The sequence below is a fragment of the Sphaerimonospora thailandensis genome (assembly GCF_016863115.1).
Taxonomy (GTDB): domain Bacteria; phylum Actinomycetota; class Actinomycetes; order Streptosporangiales; family Streptosporangiaceae; genus Sphaerimonospora; species Sphaerimonospora cavernae.
Genome location: NZ_BOOG01000061.1, coordinates 1 through 19,838, shown reverse-complemented (window position 1 = coordinate 19,838; position 19,838 = coordinate 1). Strand labels below are relative to the sequence as shown.

20 protein-coding genes are annotated in these 19,838 nt (G+C 69.3%); 11 read left to right on the top strand and 9 right to left on the bottom strand.

All coding sequences use genetic code 11. The annotated features are described in order from the left end of the window. The first annotated feature begins 283 nt into the window (after positions 1 to 283). The 4 genes from purS to purL all read left to right on the top strand — a co-directional run bounded on the left by purS (position 284) and on the right by purL (position 4,204). Positions 284 to 529, top strand: coding sequence for a phosphoribosylformylglycinamidine synthase subunit PurS (gene purS, locus Mth01_RS25000; RefSeq protein WP_055482590.1), 246 nt, complete (start codon positions 284 to 286; stop codon positions 527 to 529). Between the two features lie 172 nt (positions 530 to 701). After that, positions 702 to 1,151, top strand: coding sequence for an ATP-binding protein (locus Mth01_RS24995; RefSeq protein ID WP_204018393.1), 450 nt, complete (start codon positions 702 to 704; stop codon positions 1,149 to 1,151). A 108-nt stretch (positions 1,152 to 1,259) separates the two neighbouring features. Then, a complete protein-coding gene (gene purQ / locus Mth01_RS24990) occupies positions 1,260 to 1,943 on the top strand; it encodes a phosphoribosylformylglycinamidine synthase subunit PurQ (RefSeq protein WP_204018392.1) in 684 nt (227 codons plus the stop codon). Next, positions 1,940 to 4,204, top strand: coding sequence for a phosphoribosylformylglycinamidine synthase subunit PurL (gene purL, locus Mth01_RS24985; RefSeq protein ID WP_204018391.1), 2,265 nt, complete (start codon positions 1,940 to 1,942; stop codon positions 4,202 to 4,204). The genes purQ and purL overlap by 4 nt, the downstream gene beginning before the upstream one ends. 86 nt (positions 4,205 to 4,290) lie before the next feature. On the opposite strand, the gene Mth01_RS24980 is transcribed toward purL, so the two are convergent. Beyond that, a complete protein-coding gene (locus tag Mth01_RS24980; RefSeq protein WP_204018390.1) occupies positions 4,291 to 6,399 on the bottom strand; it encodes a M6 family metalloprotease domain-containing protein in 2,109 nt (702 codons plus the stop codon). A 103-nt stretch (positions 6,400 to 6,502) separates the two neighbouring features. Here Mth01_RS24980 and Mth01_RS24975 point away from each other — a divergent pair, with 103 nt between their 5' ends. Then, a complete protein-coding gene (locus tag Mth01_RS24975) occupies positions 6,503 to 7,741 on the top strand; it encodes a PucR family transcriptional regulator (RefSeq protein ID WP_204018389.1) in 1,239 nt (412 codons plus the stop codon). Here the strand turns inward: Mth01_RS24975 and Mth01_RS30485 are convergent. From Mth01_RS30485 to Mth01_RS30210, 4 genes are all read right to left on the bottom strand, one after another. Continuing rightward, positions 7,692 to 7,952 (bottom strand): HepT-like ribonuclease domain-containing protein, encoded by a 261-nt coding sequence (locus tag Mth01_RS30485; RefSeq protein ID WP_204018388.1) that lies wholly within the window; start codon positions 7,950 to 7,952, stop codon positions 7,692 to 7,694. The genes Mth01_RS24975 and Mth01_RS30485 overlap by 50 nt on opposite strands. A 31-nt stretch (positions 7,953 to 7,983) precedes the next feature. Beyond that, positions 7,984 to 8,283: a nucleotidyltransferase family protein gene (locus Mth01_RS24965; RefSeq protein ID WP_204018387.1), complete on the bottom strand. Its 300-nt coding sequence runs from the start codon at positions 8,281 to 8,283 to the stop codon at positions 7,984 to 7,986. 228 nt (positions 8,284 to 8,511) lie between these two features. Continuing rightward, positions 8,512 to 9,426, bottom strand: coding sequence for a collagen-like domain-containing protein (locus tag Mth01_RS24960; protein ID WP_239089981.1), 915 nt, complete (start codon positions 9,424 to 9,426; stop codon positions 8,512 to 8,514). Positions 9,427 to 9,660: 234 nt separating this feature from the next. Next, the gene (locus tag Mth01_RS30210) at positions 9,661 to 10,338 is read right to left on the bottom strand and encodes a TetR/AcrR family transcriptional regulator (RefSeq protein WP_204018385.1); all 678 of its coding nucleotides are present in this window, start codon (positions 10,336 to 10,338) and stop codon (positions 9,661 to 9,663) included. Positions 10,339 to 10,461: 123 nt separating this feature from the next. Between Mth01_RS30210 and Mth01_RS24950 the strand changes: the two genes are divergently transcribed. Together Mth01_RS24950 and Mth01_RS24945 are read left to right on the top strand one after the other, a co-directional pair. Further along, the gene (locus tag Mth01_RS24950) at positions 10,462 to 11,901 is read left to right on the top strand and encodes a DHA2 family efflux MFS transporter permease subunit (RefSeq protein ID WP_204018384.1); all 1,440 of its coding nucleotides are present in this window, start codon (positions 10,462 to 10,464) and stop codon (positions 11,899 to 11,901) included. A 267-nt stretch (positions 11,902 to 12,168) separates the two neighbouring features. Continuing rightward, on the top strand, positions 12,169 to 12,609 hold the full coding sequence (locus Mth01_RS24945) for a sterol carrier family protein (protein WP_204018383.1): 441 nt from the start codon (positions 12,169 to 12,171) through the stop codon (positions 12,607 to 12,609). Positions 12,610 to 12,613: 4 nt separating this feature from the next. Here Mth01_RS24945 and Mth01_RS24940 read toward each other — a convergent pair whose 3' ends face one another. After that, positions 12,614 to 12,979: a hypothetical protein gene (locus tag Mth01_RS24940; RefSeq protein WP_204018382.1), complete on the bottom strand. Its 366-nt coding sequence runs from the start codon at positions 12,977 to 12,979 to the stop codon at positions 12,614 to 12,616. 366 nt (positions 12,980 to 13,345) lie between these two features. On the opposite strand from Mth01_RS24940, the gene purF reads away from it, so the two are divergent. Next, positions 13,346 to 14,782 carry an amidophosphoribosyltransferase gene (gene purF / locus Mth01_RS24935; RefSeq protein ID WP_204018381.1) on the top strand — a complete coding sequence of 479 codons (1,437 nt, stop codon included), beginning with the start codon at positions 13,346 to 13,348 and terminating at the stop codon, positions 14,780 to 14,782. Next, positions 14,779 to 15,804, top strand: coding sequence for a phosphoribosylformylglycinamidine cyclo-ligase (purM, locus tag Mth01_RS24930; RefSeq protein ID WP_204018380.1), 1,026 nt, complete (start codon positions 14,779 to 14,781; stop codon positions 15,802 to 15,804). The genes purF and purM overlap by 4 nt, the downstream gene beginning before the upstream one ends. Before the next feature lie 246 nt (positions 15,805 to 16,050). On the opposite strand, the gene Mth01_RS24925 is transcribed toward purM, so the two are convergent. Together Mth01_RS24925 and Mth01_RS24920 are read right to left on the bottom strand one after the other, a co-directional pair. Further along, positions 16,051 to 16,290, bottom strand: a complete 240-nt coding sequence (locus Mth01_RS24925) for a DUF3073 domain-containing protein (RefSeq protein ID WP_204018379.1) — start codon at positions 16,288 to 16,290, stop codon at positions 16,051 to 16,053. Positions 16,291 to 16,439: 149 nt separating this feature from the next. Next, on the bottom strand, positions 16,440 to 17,558 hold the full coding sequence (locus Mth01_RS24920) for a Leu/Phe/Val dehydrogenase (protein ID WP_204018378.1): 1,119 nt from the start codon (positions 17,556 to 17,558) through the stop codon (positions 16,440 to 16,442). Between the two features lie 138 nt (positions 17,559 to 17,696). Here Mth01_RS24920 and Mth01_RS24915 point away from each other — a divergent pair, with 138 nt between their 5' ends. Together Mth01_RS24915 and bldC are read left to right on the top strand one after the other, a co-directional pair. Continuing rightward, positions 17,697 to 18,563: a hypothetical protein gene (locus Mth01_RS24915; protein ID WP_204018377.1), complete on the top strand. Its 867-nt coding sequence runs from the start codon at positions 17,697 to 17,699 to the stop codon at positions 18,561 to 18,563. A 347-nt stretch (positions 18,564 to 18,910) separates the two neighbouring features. Continuing rightward, the gene (bldC, locus tag Mth01_RS24910; protein WP_204018376.1) at positions 18,911 to 19,114 is read left to right on the top strand and encodes a developmental transcriptional regulator BldC; all 204 of its coding nucleotides are present in this window, start codon (positions 18,911 to 18,913) and stop codon (positions 19,112 to 19,114) included. Positions 19,115 to 19,247: 133 nt separating this feature from the next. Here bldC and Mth01_RS24905 read toward each other — a convergent pair whose 3' ends face one another. After that, positions 19,248 to 19,415, bottom strand: coding sequence for a hypothetical protein (locus Mth01_RS24905; protein ID WP_204018375.1), 168 nt, complete (start codon positions 19,413 to 19,415; stop codon positions 19,248 to 19,250). Positions 19,416 to 19,838: the final 423 nt, after the last annotated feature.

Below are 19,838 nucleotides of genomic sequence, written 5' to 3'. Positions count from 1 at the left end.
CACACCATCCGTATATCCCTACCGTGCGCGGCCACACCAGGCTGCCCGGCTCCAAGCCGCCCGACGCGATGTTGTCGGAATCCACGTTGCCACCCACCCCTCCCCCGTGATCTTGCAGTTTCTCGCAGAACGCCCTGCCCAGGGCAGGGGTCTGCGAGTTTTCGCAAAATCACGGCCTGGGAGGGGCGCGGGGAGGGGTGGGGAGCAGGCGGGCCACCTCGGCCGACTGGATAGGCTTGACCGGAAGCCGTTCCATCCCACCTCGCCCAACTGGAGGAACAACGTGGCGCGCGTCATCGTCGACGTCATGCTCAAGCCGGAGATCCTCGACCCGCAGGGGCAGGCCATCGCCGGCGCACTGCCGCGACTCGGCTTCTCCGGCGTCTCCGCCGTACGGCAGGGCAAGCGGTTCGAGTTGGAACTGGACGGCCCGGCCGATGAAGCAGCACTTTCGGATGTCCGGAAAATGGCCGAAACTCTCCTGGCCAATACGGTGATCGAGGACTTTTCGATCAAGGTCGAAGAGTAACGTGACGCATTTCACATCGCCAAAACCGGACAAACAACCCCGAAAGCTTCAAGGGGCCGTCCAGAAAGCCCCGGACGAGCCGACCGCGAACAACAGGACGCTGATTTAGCGGTTAGCCCCGATTCACCGGGGAAACCTACCCTGGTGACCTTCGACACCGGGGAGGGGTCCGGTGGACATTGAGTTCTCGCTGGCCATGCCGCGAGATGCGATAGGCATCCCCGTGGTCCGCAAAGTGGTGGGGGACGCCCTGCGTTCGCTGGGCGTGACCGAGGAATGCGTGGCCGACATCCTGCTGGCGACCTCGGAAGCCTGCGCGAACGCCGTACGTCACGGCGGCCCGGCCACGCGATATGACATCACGGGCGTCATCGGCAACGGACGCTGCGAGCTGTGGGTCACCGATCGCGGCCACGGCCTGGACGGCATCCCGAGGCAGCTTCCCCCGAGTGACGCCGAGCACGGCAGGGGCATCCTCATCATGCGGGCCGTCGTCGACGACATCTCCTTCGACATCAGCCCCGGCCGCGGCACCACGGTGCGGCTGTGCAAGGAACTCGACTGGGACGACGGCGCCATCGCCCGCCATCTGACCCTCGACCGGCACCTGGCCGGCGTCTGATCATCCTCCCGGCTCACCCTCTCGAGCGCCTCCGATACCCTGAGGTGTACGCGCTTGGTTCCTCCCCAGGGCGCAAGCCTGGGGTCTCCACGCTCAAGGAGAGATTCGATGAGCGCTGCCCGGGTGGGCATCGTCACTTTCCCCGGAACACTCGACGACCAGGACGCCGCGCGAGCCGTACGGCTGGCCGGCGCGGAGGCCGTGCCGCTGTGGCACGCCGACCGCGATCTCAGGGGAGTGGACGCCGTGTTCCTCCCCGGTGGGTTCTCCTACGGCGACTACCTGCGGTGTGGCGCCATCTCACGCTTCGCCCCGCTGATGGACGAACTGATCCCGGCGGCCCGCGGCGGGCTGCCGGTGCTGGGCACCTGCAACGGTTTCCAGATCCTCTGCGAGGCGCATCTGCTGCCCGGCGCGCTGACCCGCAACGCGGGCCTGCACTATGTCTGCCGCGACCAGCGAATCCGGGTCGAGAACACCGACACCGCCTGGACCTGTGAGTTCGCGCCCGGCCAGGAGATCGTGCTGCCGATCAAACACGGGGAGGGCCGCTACGTCGCCGATGCGGCGACGCTCGCCGTGCTGGAGAGCGAGGGCCGGGTCGTCTTCCGGTACGCCGGAGGCAACCCGAACGGGTCGCTGGGCGACATCGCCGGGATCACCAACGAGGCGGGGAACATCGTGGGCCTGATGCCCCACCCCGAGCACGCGGTCGAGGAGCTCACCGGCGCGCCGAGCGTGGACGGTCGCGGCTTCTTCACTTCGATCCTCAAGCGGCTGGTGAACGCATGACTCTCGACACCGTCAAACGCGCCCTGGAGACGCCCGGGGAGCGGCAGCCGTACGCCGAGCTGGGCATGAAGGACGACGAGTACCAGCGGGTCCGCGAGATCCTCGGGCGGCGCCCGACCGGCTCGGAGCTCGCGATCTACTCGGTCATGTGGAGCGAGCACTGCTCATACAAGTCCTCGAAGGTGCACCTGCGGCAGTTCGGCACCAAGGCGCCCAAGTCGGAGGCGCTGCTCGTCGGCATGGGCGAGAACGCCGGCGTCGTCGACATCGGTGACGGCTGGGCCGCCACCTTCAAGATCGAGTCGCACAACCACCCGTCGTACGTGGAGCCCCACCAGGGCGCGGCGACCGGCGTCGGCGGCATCGTCCGCGACATCATGTCGATGGGCGCCCGGCCGATCGCGGTCATGGACTCGCTGCGCTTCGGCGGCGCGACCCAGCCGGACACCCGGCGTGTGCTGCCCGGGGTCGTCGAGGGCATCGGCGGGTACGGCAACTGCCTTGGCCTGCCCAACATCGGCGGCGAGGTCGTCTTCGACCCCTGCTACATCGGCAACCCGCTGGTCAACGCGCTGTGCGTGGGCCTGCTGCGCAAGGACCAGATCAAGCTGGCCACCGCGCCCGGCCCGGGGAACAAGGTCGTGCTGTTCGGCGCGCGCACCGGAGCCGACGGCATCGGCGGGGCCTCCGTGCTCGCCTCGGCGACGTTCGAGGAGGAGTCGCAGGCCAAGCGACCGGCCGTGCAGGTGGGCGACCCGTTCATGGAGAAGCTGCTGATCGAGTGCTGCCTGGAGCTCTACCAGGCGGACGTGGTGGTCGGCATCCAGGACCTCGGCGCGGCCGGCGTGTCGTGCGCCACGACCGAGCTGGCGGCCAAGGGCACCGGCGGCATGCGGGTGAACCTCAACCTCGTCCCGCTGCGCGACCCGACGCTGCGGCCCGAGGAGATCCTGATGAGCGAGTCGCAGGAGCGGATGATGGCCGTCGTCGCCCCCGACGACATCCCGGCCTTCATGGCGATCTGCGACAAGTGGGACGTGCCGGCCACGGTGATCGGCGAGGTCACCGACACCGGCAGGCTCGTCATGACGTGGGACGGCGACGTCATCGTCGACATCCCGCCGGGCACCGCGGCCGACGAGGGCCCCGTCTACGAGCGGCCGCTCGTGGAGCCCGCCGGACAGACCGCGCTCAACGCCGCCGGCCCGTGCCGGCTGCCGCGCCCCACCACCGGCGCCGAGCTCCGGCAGACCCTGCTCACCCTCCTCGGCTCGCCCAACCTGGCGTCCAAGGAGTGGGTGACCTCGCAGTACGACCGGTACGTGCGCGGCAACACCGTCCTCGCCCAGCCGGCCGACGCCGGGATGCTGCGCATCTCCGAGGTGATGCCCGGCGCGCAGGACACCGACCGCGGCATCGCGCTGGCGACCGACGGCAACGGCCGCTACGCGAAGCTCGACCCGTACACGGGTGCCCAGCTCGCGCTGGCCGAGGCGTACCGCAACGTGGCCGTCAGCGGTGCCAGCCCGCTGGCCGTGACCAACTGCCTGAACTTCGGCTCGCCGGAGGATCCCGAGGTCATGTGGCAGTTCGCCGAGGCGGTACGCGGGCTCGCCGACGCCTGCCGGACGCTCGGCGTGCCGGTCACCGGCGGCAACGTGTCGTTCTACAACCAGACGGGAACCGACGCCATCCACCCGACGCCGGTCGTCGGCGTGCTCGGTGTGATCGACGACGTCTCCCGGCGGGTCAGGCCCGGGTTCGTCGCGGGCGATCTGCGCGTCGTGCTGCTCGGCGAGACCCGGGAGGAGCTCGGCGGCTCGGAGTGGGCGCACGTCGTCCACGGCCACCTCGGCGGGCTGCCGCCGCGGGCGGACCTCGAGGCCGAGCGTCGGCTGGCCTCCGTGCTCACGACGGCGGCCGCCGACGGCCTGCTGGAGGGCTCGCACGACCTGTCCGACGGCGGTCTGGCCATCGCGCTCGCCGAGTCCTGTCTCGCAGGCGGCGTCGGCTGCACGGTCACGCTGCCCGGCGACGATCCGTTCGTCGACCTGTTCAGCGAGTCGGCCGCGCGGGCGCTGGTCTGCGTACGGCCCGAGGCCTTCGACCCGCTCGCCGAGCTGTGCGCCCGGCAGGGGGTCGCCTGCCACGGCCTGGGCGTCACCGGCGGCACGGCGCTCTCGATTGAGAACCTCTTCGGGGTCCCGGTCGAGGAGCTGCGCGAGGTCCACACGAAGACGCTGCCGGGCATCTTCGGCTGACGCGGTCGCCCGTGCCGTACGGCATGGCAGTGGGAGGCGCCCCTCCGGACCCCGTGGTCCGGAGGGGCGCTTCTCGTAGCGGGACCTCAGAGGCCGACGACGAGGCAGGTGGCGGTCGTCGTCCTGGCCGGGTCGCTCTCGGAGGTGGCCGTGAGCTTCACCCTGGCGAGCCGGCTGCCTCCGTCGCCGCGCTTGGCGTGGACGGTGACGAACGCGTGGTCGCCGAATCCGACGGCCGCGAGGGCGTTGGGGGTGATCGTGGTCCAGCCGCGCCCGTCGACCTCGGCCTTCAGCCGATAGACGTCGGCCTTCAGGTAGGCGCTGACGTCCTCGGGGTGCTGTCCCCGCGCGGGAGCGGCCCTGCCGGTGTTGAACAGCGGGAACCGGCAGGTCGACACGCCCTTCTGTGCGGCCGGGAGGCCGGCCCCCGGCAGGAGCCGCACGCCCCGCTTCTGCGGGCCCGAGCCGTCGAGGGAGCGGATCGCGACGGTGTAGGACAAGATGCCCTTTCTGTCGCGGTGCACGTCGGTGATGTAGAAGTGCAGCCGGTTGGCCTGGTCGACGTACTCGTACTCGCTGCCCGAGTCGGTGCCCGCGTGGAAGAGGGCGTCGGAGAGCTGGCGGTAGTCGCCGATCGTGATCGGGACCTCGGTGCCGTCGGGCAGGACGTAGTCCGTCATCCCGATGTCCTGCGGGTTGGCGTCGATCACCCATTCGAACGGCGCCCGGTCCTGGTTCTTGGTCTTGGCCAGGAGCACACCGGAGTCGGGGGTGAAGGAGTCGCTGCCGATCCGGTCGACGACCTCGATCGTGTAGTTGTCGTAGCCGCCGCCGTCGCACAGCGGATCGGTCCGCTGGCCGCACGACCCGGTGGACTTGTCCCCCGTGTCGAAGGAGATGTTGACGCCGGTCAGCTCACTCCTGCCCGGCTGGATCTCGCGGGCGGTCACCTCGGCGACCACCAGGCCCGACTCGCGGAGGGCCTCGCGCGACAGGCGTAGCACGTTCTCCTCGTCGACCATGTCCAGCTTCATCTTGTTGCGCAGCATGTGGTGCGCGCCCATCGAAGCGCCCGCGGTCGGCGGGATCAGCCAGCGGCTGTGCGGGCCGCCCGGGCCGTTGAAGCTGCCCCGGCTGAGCATCTCCCAGATGCCGGTGTAGGACCGGACCGGCGGGTTGCCGTACGGATTGTTGTAGTTGTCGGCGATGCCCATGATGTGGCTGAACTCATGGGCATAGACCCCCATGCCGGAGCTCTCCGCCTGGACCGAGTCGACGCCGAACCGGGCGTTGGGCCAGAAGGTCGAGCCGGCGGCCCAGGACGTCCAGTCCACGTAACGGGTCCTGGACCAGTTGGGCAGGTTCGGGTCGGGCGGGCCGAACTCGTCGGTCACGTCCTCCCTGTTGGGGAACTTCATCATGCCGAACTCCTGCCAGGTCGAGGACTCGTCCTGGCCGGCGCTCAGGTAGAAGACGAAGTCGAACTGATCGGCCATGTCCGTGCCGACGTCGGCGATCCAGGCGGTGTTGCCGTCGACGCGCAGGTTCTTGTCACACCTGTCGCCCGCCGGGCAGGCGTCCGGCTGGAACTCCATCGCGTACTCGTGGGACTTGCCCGGCATCAGGTAGGGGCCGAAGCCCGTCAACTCGACGCCGTAGCGGCCGCCGGAGTCCTCCATCCAGTACTCGTGGATGGTGTGGCCGCTGTTGAGCTGGTTCGGCGTGTTGAGGAAATCCTGGTAGAACTTGGCGACCTGGTCACGCGGAATGTCGTGAGCCTGGGCGCTGGGGTTGCCGAAGACGGTCGTGTGCGTCGGCCGGGTCACCACGAACGGCTGGTCGGCGTAGTCGAGCAGCACCAGCGCGCCCTTGAAGGTGCGCACCGAGCCTTTGGCGTTCGGATCGGCCCAGTTCGTCCCGGGGATCTTCTTGTAGTCCGCCCACGTCATGTGGTCGGGGTTCTTCCAGTTCTGCGGGTCGATCGGGGCGACGACCCGCGATGGCCTGCCGTGCAGAGCCTGCGACTCCGCCGGCTCGTCGAGCTGCCAGGGCTGGGTCCGCGGCCAGTGGTTCAGCCGCCAGGGATTGGGCGGATCGGCGGGAGGCTGCGCCGAGGCGGGCGACGCCGTCAGGGCCAGTGGGACCAGCACGATGGCCGCCGCCAAGCCCGTCAGCAACTTCTGGAGGGATCTCATGAAGCGGACGTTATAGACCACCTTGACACAGATCATCGATCAGTTGTAGGGAAGGCTGTGGAGGAAAGCTTCGACAAATGCCGGAAAGTCCAGGTGAGGCCGAGTGGCCGATCCGCAGCGGATCGTGGACGACGTCGCCATGCGCCTCAACAGGCCGCTGCTGCTGGAGGACGCCAGGCAGCACGTGGTCGCCTACAGCGAGCAGAACGGACCGCTGGACGACATCCGCCGCGACTCGATCCTGCGCCGCCACACCACCCCCGAGGTGCGCGCCTTCCTGGGGGCCGCCGGCATCCGTGAGGCGACCGGTCCGATACGCACGCCCGGCGCCCCCGATCTGGGCCTGCTGCCCCGGGTCTGCGTCCCGATCAGGCACGACGGCCGGCTGCTCGGCTTCCTGTGGTGCATCGACGTGGCCCCCGCGATGACCGCCCAGGAGATCGATCAGGTCGCCGCCGCGGCTCCGTCGCTGGCCCTCACCCTCTTCCATGCGAGCCTGACCGCCGCCCTCGTCTCGCACCGCGAGCTCGAGGCCGTCACCGGCCTGCTGCTCGGCGAGACGGGCGGCGCCCGTACCCTGATCGAGGCCGGCGCCTTCCCGCGAACCGCCTCCGTCACCGTGGCGGTCGTCCGGCCCGTCGCGGCCGAGCCGTCAGACGCGACGGACGAGTCGGACGCGACGCTGCGGCTGACGCTGGAGCGCGGGCTGCTCACCGTACGGCGCCGCCTGGCCGGGCGCCACCCGCTACACCTCGTACGGTCCGACCACGCCGTGCTGCTCACCTCGGGCCCCGACGGCTTCCCCGAGGAGTTGCACGCCGCCATGGACGTGCCGGTCCTCGTCGGGATCGGCCGAACCCACCCCTCGCTCGCCGAGGCGGCGCAGTCGTACGCGGAGGCCCGGCACGCCGCCGAGGTCGCGGCCCGGGTGCCGGAACTCGGACGCTCGGCGCGTTGGCACGATCTCGGGGTCTACCGCATGCTCGCCCGGGTCCCGCCGGACAGCCTGGACGGCAACCTGCACCCCGGCCTGGAACGGCTACTGGACGACGCCCAGCATCTGCCGCTGCTGCAGACGCTGGAGACGTACCTCGACCTGGCCGGCAGCGCGCTGGCCACCGCGCGCCGCCTGCGGCTGCACCGCACCTCGCTCTACTACCGGCTGCAGCGGGTCGAGGAGTTGGTGGGCACCGACCTGCGGGACGGCGCCGAACGGCTCTGCCTGCACCTCAGCCTCAAAGCGGCCCGCCTGTCCGGCCGCTACCGCCCCGCCGTACCCGCGCCCACCACATCTACCGAGCCTGCCGCTGCCGCCGCGGCGAAGCGACCGGCACGGACCTGAAGTACGCATGCACTGCATGATTGCGAAAGCCATGGATCTCCCGCCACGGTATCTCTGGAAGCTCGACACGAAGATCCTCACTGAGGCATGCGGACGCTTCGCCGATGACCATGAGTTGACGAAGAACGGCGTTACGGAGAAGGTCGTCCTCATCCCACCGGTGGCCGTGGGTGTCGAGCCAGCGGCGGATCGTCCGGCAGGCTTCGACCATGTCCGCGAGGTAGAGGGAGTCGCGTCGAGGATCACGCGGCATACAGGACCTCAGCGTCGCTGAGGACACGTTCCCGAATCACCCAGTGCAGCCCGTCCTTCGCGACGAGGTCGACAGAGCATCCGAGAACCGCTTCGAGTTCGTCGCGGAAGCGGAAGAAGGCGAGCCCGCGGACGGCTCGCGGGCCGCGGACGTAGAGCAGATCGACATCGCTGGCCGCGGTCGCCTCATCGCGAGCAGTCGAGCCGAAGACCGACAGCTCCGAAACTCCGTAGCGCACGCAGAGCTCGGCGATGGCCGGCAGCAGCCGCTCCAGCTCTTCCCGCGTCATACGTTCATTCTGCCAAACCAGACCCGAGGTGGCCCTCCGTATGCACCAGAGAAGGCGGCCGGGATGGTGGTACGGCGCAGGCCCTCCCGGAACGTGTCCGGGAGGGCCTGCGTCCGCTTCCCGTACGGCTACGCCTCGCGTGCGGCAGCCGTACGGTCACGTTGAGAGCACGACCGCGGCGGACCCCCCACGGCTCCACCACGTCACGCGGGTAGCGCCGAAAAAGGATCAGGCACCGACACAGATCACGTAAACGCTGCCCGAGGCGTTCTTTCCGGAGACCGTCCACCCAGTCGGCTTTCCGCCACTCACCACTGGTGCACTCTCGTAGATCTGCCCGGAGCCGCTGCCCTCCGACGTCGTGAACCCGCCACCCGTGGCAGTCCCACTACCGCAGGAGACAGTCTGAGAACTGGTGCCATGCTTGCCACCGCCGAAGGTGAAGCTCGCGGTCTTCACGGAGGCAGCGCCCATGCCGCCAGCGGGGCCGGCCGGACCCTGGGGACCTTCAGGCCCGGCAGGACCCGCCGGGCCCTGAGCCCCGGGCTTACCATCCGCCCCCTTCGGACCAGCAGGACCCTGAGTCCCAGGCTTACCATCATTACCCTTGGGCCCCTGAAGGCCGCGGTCGCCCTTGTCACCCTTGAGACCCTTGGCACCGTCCTTACCGTCGGCACCCTTCGGGCCCTGCGGGCCAGTTGCGCCGGTGTCGCCCTTCGGACCAGTGGCACCGTCCTTGCCGTCGATACCGTCCTTGCCGTTGGTGCCGTCCTTACCAGCGGGACCCTGCGGGCCCTCCTTACCGGGAAGTCCCTGGGCACCCTGGGGGCCGCGGAGGCCGCGCGGGCCGGCGTCGCCCTTCGGGCCCTGCGCACCCTGCTGGCCGACGCCGCCGATGCCCGCCGGCCCCTCCGGGCCCTGCTGCCCCTTCTGGTTCCAGGACACCTTGTACTCGGTGGTCTGACACTTGGTCGTCACGCCGACATGGCGCATGTAGCGCGTCTTCTTGTTGACACACGCGTAAAACACGGTGTCGCTCGCGCTCGAGGCGGTGGCCGCGCCACCGACGGCAAGGAGCGACCCGGCGAGCGCGCCGACCGTCATCAGGCCGATCGCGCGTCCACCCCGCAACTTGATACCCACGGTCATCCCTTTCTGAGGCACACGAGGTGCTTGGTGCTCAAGACACAGTTTCTTGCTGGAGACACAGGAATGACGATTGAACCTACATGGCGGTTGACGCCCCAAACGTCACGTATGCGTCTCGCGACCACCGGCAAACAGGCTCGTCAACAAGCTCACACGTGAACGACCTTGACGTTGTTGCTGTTAAAACGCCGATTTCACAGCGACAACGTCAAGGTCGATTCGAACCGATCACTTGTCGGCACGCGTCCGAGTGGCTGCCATGGCTTCGACGCCGTGGAGGAGCAGGTCGAGGCCGAAGGCGTAGTACCGCTCCTGGTCCAGCTCCCTTTCGTAGGTCTTGGCGAACTCGACCATGCACGGGAACCGGTCGGGGGGCAGCGCCTCCAACATCAGCCGTTTCTGCCGCCGCCACTCGGCCGCCTCCGCGGAGTTCAACATCCTGGGACACGCCGGATTGTTTCCAACGAGTCCGATTACCCCGTTGAGCAGGTAGGCGGCGACGAAATAACCGTCCTCCACCGTGAAGCCCGCCTCTTTGAGCAGGCTGAGCGCCACCTCGGTGGCCCGCGTGAAGCTCGGCACATCCTGCTTCACGACCACGGACAGGATCCCGGTCATGCAGGGATGCCGCCGCATCACTCCCAGCACCGCCTCGACCATCGCGCGCAGCCGTACGTTCCAGGGGGAGGCCGGGTCGAACTCGGGCGTCACCTCGGTCAGCAGGTGGTCGGCGACGCCCTGCAGCAGCAGGTCCTTGTTCTTGAAATGCCAGTAGAGGGCCATCGGCGTGACGCCCAACTCCTGGGCGAGGCGCCTGATCGTGAGCGCGTCGAGCCCTTCGGCGTCGGCGAGCGCGATGGCCCGGTCGACGACGGTCTGGCGGGTCAGCCGCTCGGCGCTTGGCATCGTCGCTCCCTCATTCTCTCGCCGGTAGTTGACAACTATACGCCGTACAAGGTCTCCTATACACCGCACATGTACGACGTACATTGACGTTGTATACGTACCTCGTATAGGAGGAGATGACCTATGAGCGGAAGATGGTGGGCGCTCGTCTCGGTGGCGCTCGCGACCTTCATGACCTACCTGGACAACAATGTGGTCAACGTCGCGCTGCCGACGATCCAGCGTGAGCTCGGGCTGACGATCTCGGGGCTGGAGTGGATCGTCAGCGCGTACATCCTGGTGTTCGCCGGACTGCTGCTCGTCGGCGGGCGGTTGGCCGACGTCCTCGGCGCCCGCACCACGTTCTTCGCCGGCCTCGCGGTCTTCACGCTCGCGTCGGTCGCGGCCGGCCTGGCGGGCGGGCAGGAGACGTTGATCGCGGCCCGCGCCCTGCAGGGGGTGGGCGCGGCCCTGGTGACGCCCGCGGCACTGGCCCTGCTGCCGAAGCTCTTCCCGGACCCGCGCGAGCGCGGGATGGCCATCGGCATCTGGAGCGCCGTCGGCGCACTGGCCCTCGCGGTCGGTCCGCTCACCGGCGGCCTGCTCAGCGAGAGCACGCACTGGGGCTGGATCTTCCTGATCAACGTGCCGATCGGCGCGGTCACCGCCCTGGTCGGGCTGCGCTCGATCCGGGTCGCCCGCACGACGGACACCGCCCGCACCGGCCTCGCCGGGCTCGACCTGCCGGGCCTGGGGACCTCGGCGGTCGCGCTGTTCGCGCTCACCTACGCGCTGATCGAGGGCGCGTCGCGCGGCTGGACCTCCACCCCGATCCTCGGCTCGTTCGCGGTCGCCGCGATCGCCGCGATCATGTTCGGAGTCGTCGAGTCCCGTACGGCACGGCCCATGATCGACCTCAGCCTGTTCCGTGAGCGGATCTTCAGCGGGGGTCTGCTCTCGATGGGCCTGTGGGCGTTCGGCGTGTTCGGCATCTACTTCTTCACCGCGATCTATCTGCAGAGCGCGCTCGGCTTCTCCCCGACCGAGGCGGGCGCGGGCTTCGTCCCGATGGCACTGGTCATGGCGGTCGGCGCCGTGCTGGCACCGCGGATCGCCGAGCGGCTGGGCGACGCCCGCACGGTCGCGATCGGTCTCGCCGTGATGGCGGGCGCCGTGGCCATGGTGTCGACCGTCGGCGAGGGCGACGGCTACCTCGACCTGCTCCCCTGGTTCCTGCTGTACGGCGCGGGCGGCGGGCTGCTCGTCCCGCTGACCAACGTCGTGCTCGGCGCGATGCCCGCGGCCCGGGCGGGCGTGGCCTCCGGCGTGCTGAACGTCTCCCGCGAGGTCTTCGGCCTGCTCGGCATCACGATCCTGGGCGCCATCATGAGCAGCCGCCAGAGCGCCGTCACCGGGACGCCGATGCACCGCTTCCTCGAGGCGTACCAGTTCACCCTGCTCATCGCGGCCGTGATCGTGCTGGTCGGCGTCCCGGTCAGCCTCTACTCCCTCCGCCGGGCCCGTACGGCCTCCCCCGAACCCGCCGCCGTCGCGGACTCGGCCGTCGCCGAACCAGTCGCCTGAGCCTCGGCAGAGAGGTAGGCACCGCTGGCGCAATGGTTGGGTGGACATCGACCGATTTCTGGTCCGGGAGGCGCTCAGGCTGCGGGAGGAGTACGGCCGTTTCCATCAGGGCTCCAAGCCGTTCAAGTCCGCTGACGCCCTCCATCTCGCGGCGGCGTTGCGTGAGCCCTTGCCCTTCGAAGAGCCCCGAACCGTAGAGGCGGCGCGGAGATGCGCGTGGCGACGAGGAGAAGGCCCTCTGCGCCGGGCGTCCGGGAGAATGGGCGGATGCCGCCGCGGAGACTGGATCCGGAGAAGGTTCGTGTAGCGCTCGACGCCCAACTCGCCGAGCTGGGCGAGCCGCCGTTCGACGGCCCGGCCGGCAGCGTGCCGGGCGCGTGCGCCCCTGCGGTGCTCGCCGCCTACGATGCCGGCCTGACGCCGGTCAGGGACGCCGCACGCTTCGCCGTACGGCACCTGCTGGACGAACTGGCCGCCCGGTCTCCCGGGAGGTCGGTGGAGGTGCGGGTGCCGCCGTACGCGGCCGTGCAGTGCGTGGCGGGGCCGCGGCACACCCGGGGCACCCCGCCCAACGTCATCGAGACCGACCCTCGGACGTGGCTGGAGCTGGCCACGGGCAGGCTCTCATGGGCCGATGCCGCGGCCGCCGGGCGGATCTCCGCCAGCGGCGCCAGGGCCGACCTGTCCGACCACCTGCCGCTGCGGTAGCTCCTTAATCCGTCACGCCGCCGAGCTTGCTTTCGACGCAGTGCTGCATGGCCTCCTGGTCCGGATAAAGCACGGGATCGAAGCATTCGCGCAGGCCCGTGTCCCGGAACCAGTTGCTGAACAGCACAGCGAAGAGCACCGCAAGGACCAGGGTCGCGATGCTCAGCGCGAGACCGATGACGGCCCGTCGCCGGTTGGAACGCTTGACGGTCGCCACGATCCCGACGATGAGGCCGGCGACCGCGACCAGCGCGCCGATCCCGCACACGGGCAGCAGGACGAGACCGGCGATGCCGAGCACCAGGGCGGCCGTGCCCAGTCCGCCACCGCTCGGCGGCGGTGGCGGCCAGCCGCCGCTCCCCGGTCCCATCGGTCCCGAGGGCGGCGGGGGCAGCGGCCCCCCGAACGGCCCCTGCCCATACGGTCCCTGCCCGTACGGTCCCTGAGGCGGCGGCCCGTACGGCCCCTGGGGCGGACCCTGGATCGGCTGGCCGTACGGCCCTCGCGGTGGGCCTTCAGGAGGCTGCGAATCGGGCTGTCGGGGGCGGTCGGGGTCGTCGGGTGTCGACACGGTGATCCCTTCCGTGAGTGATTTTGGGGCCTGCCGCAACGGCCAGACTCTCCCGAAAACCACGGCCGGGCCTGCGGCGACACGGCAAAGGAGGGTCGAGTGTTTCGGTGAAGTTCGACCAGCCCCGGGTCCGAGCAGCGTCATTGTCCAAATACACTCAAGTACGTGTTGAAGGGCGACGGCCGGTTGGGCCATGACCTCGACCCCCAGGACCGCGCGCCAAAGGACGCCTGTGGCGTCTTCGGCGTCTGGGCTCCCGGGGAGGACGTCTCCAAACTCACCTACTACGGCCTTTACGCGCTGCAGCACCGCGGGCAGGAGTCCGCGGGCATCGCGGTGAGCGAGGGCAACCGAATCCTCGTCTACAAGGACATGGGGCTGGTGGCCCAGGTCTTCGACGAATCCATCCTCGGCACGCTCCGCGGCCACCTCGCCATCGGGCACTGCCGTTACTCCACCACCGGATCGAGCGTCTGGGAGAACGCGCAGCCCACGCTGAACTCCACCGACGACGGCGGGCTGGCCCTGGCGCACAACGGCAACCTCATCAACACGGCGCAGCTCGCCGAAGGCGTCGCGCCGGGCTCCATCAGGGCCAGCACCGACACCGAGGTCCTGACCGCCCTCCTCGCCAAGCACGGCTCGCGTCCGGTCGAGGACGTGGCGGCCGAGCTGCTGCCGGAGGTGAAGGGCGCCTACTCGCTGGTCTGGATGACCGAGACCACGCTGTTCGCCGCCCGTGACCCGCAGGGCATCCGGCCACTCGTGTTGGGCCGGCTGGAGCGCGGCTGGGTGGTCGCCTCCGAGACCGCGGCCCTCGACATCGTCGGCGCCTCGTTCATTCGCGAGGTCGAGCCCGGTGAGCTGCTGACGATCGACGAACGCGGGGTGCGCTCCCAGCGGTTCGCCGCTCCCGAGCCCAAGGGCTGCCTGTTCGAGTACGTCTATCTCGCCCGCCCGGACACCACGATCGCCGGGCGCGGCGTGCAGGCCACCCGGGTGGAGGTCGGCCGCATCCTCGCCCGCGAGCACCCGGTCGACGCCGACCTCGTCATCCCCACGCCCGAGTCGGGCACGCCGGCCGCCATCGGCTACGCCGAGCAGAGCGGCATCCCGTACGGCCAGGGCCTGGTGAAGAACTCCTACGTCGGCCGTACGTTCATCCAGCCGTCGCAGACCATCCGCCAGCTCGGCATCCGGCTGAAGCTGAACCCGCTGCGCGAGGTGATCCAGGGCAAGCGCCTGATCGTGGTGGACGACTCGATCGTCCGCGGCAACACCCAGCGCGCCATCGTCAAGATGCTGCGCGAGGCGGGCGCCACCGAGGTCCACGTACGGATCTCCTCGCCGCCGGTGAGCTGGCCCTGCTTCTACGGCATCGACTTCGCGACCCGGGCAGAGCTGATCGCCGGATCGCTTACGGTGGAGGAGATCAGGCACTCCCTCGGCGCCGACTCGCTCGGCTACATCTCGCTCGAGGGGCTGACGCGGGCGACCACGCTGCCCGCCGACCGGCTGTGCCGGGCCTGCTTCACCGGTGAGTATCCCATTCCGATCGAGGACGACAGAGTGGGCAAGTTCGTACTGGAGGCCCAGCGATGAGCAGCTACGCCGCGGCCGGCGTCGACATCGAGGCCGGTGACCGCGCCGTCGAGTTGATGAAGTCGCGGGTCGCCCGCTCTCGCCGACCTGAGGTCGTCGACGACGCCAGCGGCTTCGCCGGGCTCTTCGACGCCTCGGCGTTCCTGCGCTACCGGCGGCCGCTGCTGGCGACCTCCACCGATGGTGTCGGCACCAAGGTGCTGCTGGCGCAGCGGCTCGGCAAGCACGACACGATCGGCATCGACCTCGTCGGCATGGTCGTGGACGACCTCGTGGTGTGCGGGGCCGAGCCGCTCTTCATGACCGACTACATCGCGTGCGGCAAGGTCGTGCCCGAGCGCATCGCCGACATCGTCGGCGGCGTGGCGGAGGGCTGCCGCCTGGCCGGCTGCGCGCTGGTCGGCGGTGAGACGGCCGAGCACCCCGGCGCCATGGGCCCGGACGAGTACGACCTGGCCGGCGCGGGCACCGGAGTGGTCGAGGCCGACGAACTGCTCGGCCCCCATCGGGTCGTGCCGGGCGACGTCGTGCTGGGCCTGGCCTCCACCGGGGTTCACTCGAACGGATACTCCCTGGTGAGGCATGTCATATCGACCGCCGGGCTCGACCTGGAGCAGGAACTGCCCGAGCTGGGCAGAACGCTGGGTGAGGAACTGCTCGAGCCGACCCGCGTCTACTCCCTGGACTGCCTCGCCCTGATCCGGGAGACCGAGGTGCACGCCCTGGCCCACATCACCGGCGGCGGGCTCGCCGCCAACCTGGCCAGGTCCCTGCCCGGCACCGCCGACGCCCTCCTGGACCGGGGCTCGTGGACGCCTCCGGCGATCTTCGAGGTGCTGGCCGGACACGGCAAGGTCCCGCAGGTGGAGATGGACCGGACGTTCAACCTGGGCGTGGGGATGTGCGCGATCGTCCCCGCCGGGCGGGCCGAAGCGGCGATGGCGCTGCTGACCGGGCGAGGGGTGCCCACCTGGATGCTCGGCGAGATCGTCGCCGGCACCGGGCAGGCCAGGTTCCGCTGATGTCCCCGCAGGGGAACAGTTCCGTACGGAACCGTTCCCCGCGTGGGCATGCCCCGAAGCGTGTCGGGCCCGCGCCTCTGACGCGCACCCCGTCTCACGCGGCATCCCGCCTGACGCGCACCCTGGAACTCCAGGTACCCCTGATACCCCTGGTACGCGACGGGATCACTGACTGTCAGTGCAGGCAAGTGAGCCGTCCGGCGAGGTTCACCCCGCCGGACGGCTCACTTGGCACTCACAAACGGATCAACGGCGCCCACGACGCTCGCTGGCCTCGCCCTCGCCCTCGTCGTCATCGTCGACGGCGTAGTCGGCATACCGACTGGCCAGCTCTTCGTAAGGGTCATGCTCCTTGTTGCGGCCGGAATCGTCCTCGTCCACGACTCCGAGCTCCGCGCGCAGGCGCTCAAGATCCGTTCCGCCGCTGTTGTACTTCAGCTGACGGGCGACCTTGACCTGCTTGGCCTTTGCTCGGCCGCGCCCCATTGGCTCGACCCCCTCATGCGGGGCCGTGCCCGACCCCTCGTCACTAACGCACCGCGCACTGACGCACTGACTTCAGGCGCCAGTCTCTCACTCGCCTATTACCGTACCTGGTTTGTGCGCCGCTCGGTACGTCGTACGAGTGGCGCTGGTCAACGTCCGAGCCAAATGCCCCTCAGCCGACCTACTTCCGACATTCTTCGCTCTGCCAGCCTATCCGCTGCGGCACCCGGAGGGACGCCTTCCACGTCGGCCATCTCGAAGATCTTGAGTGTGGTGTCGAAGATCCGGGCGGCCCGGGCGCGGGCCCTGGCCATGTCGAAGCCCTCGATCTCGTCGGCCACCTGGATGACGCCTCCGGAGTTCACGAGGTAGTCGGGGGCGTAGAGGATGCCCCGCTCGGCGAGCTGCTTCTCCACGTCGGGGTGGGCGAGCTGGTTGTTGGCCGCACCACAAACGATCCTGGCCTTGAGCTGGGGAACGGTCGTGTCGTCGAGCGACCCGCCGAGGGCGCACGGCGCGTAGACGTCGATGTCGGCGGCGGTCAGCGCGGCGGTGTCGGCGACGACCTCGACCGACGGGTGGCGCTGCCGCACCCGCTCGACCGCCTGCTCGGACACGTCGCAGACGACCACCTCGGCGCCGTCCTCGACCAGGTGGTCGACGAGGCGGTGCCCGACCTTGCCGAGCCCCTCGACGCCGACCCGGCGTCCGTTCAGCGAAGAGGTTCCGTACACGTGCTCGGTCGCGGCCCGCATGCCCTGGAAGACCCCGAAGGAGGTGAGGATGGAGGAATCTCCGGCTCCGCCGTGCTCGGGGGTCCGCCCCACGACGTAGGAGGATTCGCGCGCGACGATGTCCATGTCCTCGGCATAGGTGCCGACATCGCAGGCGGTGTAGTAGCGGCCGCCGAGCGACTGGATGAACCTGCCGTAGGCCCGCAGCAGGGCCTCGCTCTTGCAGGCCGCCGGATCGCCGATGATGACGGCCTTCGCGCCGCCGAGGTCGAGTCCGGCCAGTGCGTTCTTGTACGCCATGGCACGGGAGAGGTTGAGCACGTCGGCGAGCGCGGCCTGCTCGCTCTCGTAGGGGTAGAACCGGGTGCCGCCGAGTCCCGGCCCGAGGGCGGTGCTGTAGATAGCGATGATCGCGTACAGGCCGCTGCGCTCGTCTGAGCAGAAAACGACCTGTTCGTGCTTCACCGGCTGGATGGGGGTCGCGTCCTTGGCAGGGCTGGCGTCCTTGTGGGAGAGCCCGAAGACGTCGGTCACGATGGTGACTCCTGATCGCCTCTGTTCGCCGCCTCCGTGCGGCGAAATCTCCTCAATCTTACCGAGGTCCACGGGAAACGATCATGTAAAGTCGGGACAGTACTGCACATGTTCGCAGCGTCGTGGCACGATTCTGGTGTGCTCCCCTACGCTGCCTATCTCCGTGTGTACGAGCCACTGACCGCCTTCGCTCCGCAGGATCAGGTCAGATGGGCCCGCTATGCCGAGTCCAGGAACCGGCCGCGCAGGGCGGGCGCGCTCGAGGTCGAGCACGGCGAGTCCCTCCGCCGGCTGATATGCGTGCCCCCGGTGCCCGCCCCCGAGGAGGAGAGCCCGAACGCGTACCTGCGCCGGGTCGAGGAGATGCTGTACGTCTGCCCATGGCAGAGCAGGCTCCGGTCATGGCTGGCGTTCGCCTCGTTCCGCGGCAGCCTGCCGATCAGGCTGGCCGACCGGTTCGTGCCCGACAAGGTCGCCGAGCGGACGGCGGACGACTTCGACCGGTTCAAGCGCTACGAGCACTCGCTGCGGACGCACATAAGGACCAGCACCTGGCACGTCCCGACCTCGTGGTTCGTCCCGTTCGACTCGGCCGAGCGGTGGCTGGTCCTGGGGCCCGAGGCGAGCGGCGAGGCCGCCGCCCCGACCACGACCGCGCCGCCCAGGAACATGCTCTACGTCACCTCGATGGCCCAGGCGCGACGCCGGGTGGCACGTGCGCTCGTGACGATCCGGCGGCACGTGGGTCAGGTGGCGGCGCTCACGGATGTCGAGGACGTGGGCCGCTGGCTGGAGGAGTTCCACCCTCACTCTCTCGTCGAGCTCGACTACGGCGGCCTCGTCCACCTGATGGACGACAGCACACTCCAGGGCGACCAGTCCGTGGCCGAGGTGGCCACCGCTCTCACGAGTTTGGACAACGGACAGGAGGAGCTTGCTTTCGCGATGTATCAGCGAGTCATCCTCCGCTGGAGGTCGATCAAGGCCCTCGAAAGGGCAAACTGATCGTAATGAAAGCATTGTGACCTGCACGAACTGGTCACGGAACGTTCGATCTCACATCTACGAACTGAGCAGTTTGCCGTTTTCACTGCGATACCACGAAACGTGTCGCTAGAATCACCGAGCGTGACATCAACCCGTGGTCGAGACGTTGTGCCCGGAGGGCTCGCCAATCGCACTACGTGGCTGTATGGTCACGTGGGGTGATGCCGTAAATGATCCCGAAAAAACCGCACGTGTGGCTCGTTTACGGACATCCCTGGCAAGCGTCAGACCAGACAAGCGCCAAATAGGACAAGCGCCAGCCAAGTCATCGCTGACGCGGTCCAAACGGAGGAGAGGCCGCAGAAATGACAGCTCGTACACCCGAGGCCGAGCCCCTGCTCACCCCGGCGGAGGTCGCCACGATGTTCCGCGTCGACCCCAAGACCGTCACCCGTTGGGCCAAGGCGGGCAAGCTGACGTCCATCCGTACGCTCGGGGGGCATCGGCGCTACCGGGAGACCGAGGTCCGTGCGCTGCTCGCGGGGATCCCGCAGCAGCGCTCCGAGTAGTACGGGGCGGTCCCCGCGAGGAGAGAACGAGCGCGCTCGCGTCGGGAAATGCGGGTGCGTCAGCACGGGCCCGTGGCCGACGTGGGTCGCGGGTCGTATGGGGGGCCGGCGCCGCCCGCCCGGCGCCTCCCCGCTACCCGGCCGTTTTCCGCCGGCCCGGCTGCACATGCGTCAGCATCCGGCCCACCTCCTGATCATGCTCGGCCGCCGCCATCAGCATCGCGACCATCTGGTCCACCAGCATTCGCTCGAGTCCGGCTCGGTCCACGTCACGGTGCTCCAGCCAGTCGAGCCCGGCCATCTCAACCGCGGCGTGACGCGGAGCATCCGCCCCGGAGCGCCGACCCGCATCTGGCGCATGATGAGCCGCAGCATGCGCTGCGCGCCGCCGGTCCACGCTCAGTCTCCGCCGGACCCGCCGTGTGCCGTCTTCCACCTGGCGTGTGGCACCCACACCTTGAACACTATCGGGTGGATCCGCCAGGTTTCTCCTGACGCCAAGCTCCGACGGCGGCGCGAAACCGCCAACCCCGACCCGCAACAGCCTCCCCAAAACCACCAACTGCCCTACGACGAGCAACCTGGCCCCCCGCAACAGCCTCCCCAAAACCACCAACTCGCCCTACGGCGAGCAACCTGGCCCCCCAACGGCGCCCAACCGCAATCGGGCATCCCCAACGCCCGGAGGAACGGGCAGGAATCAGCATTACGGCCTCAACCCGTG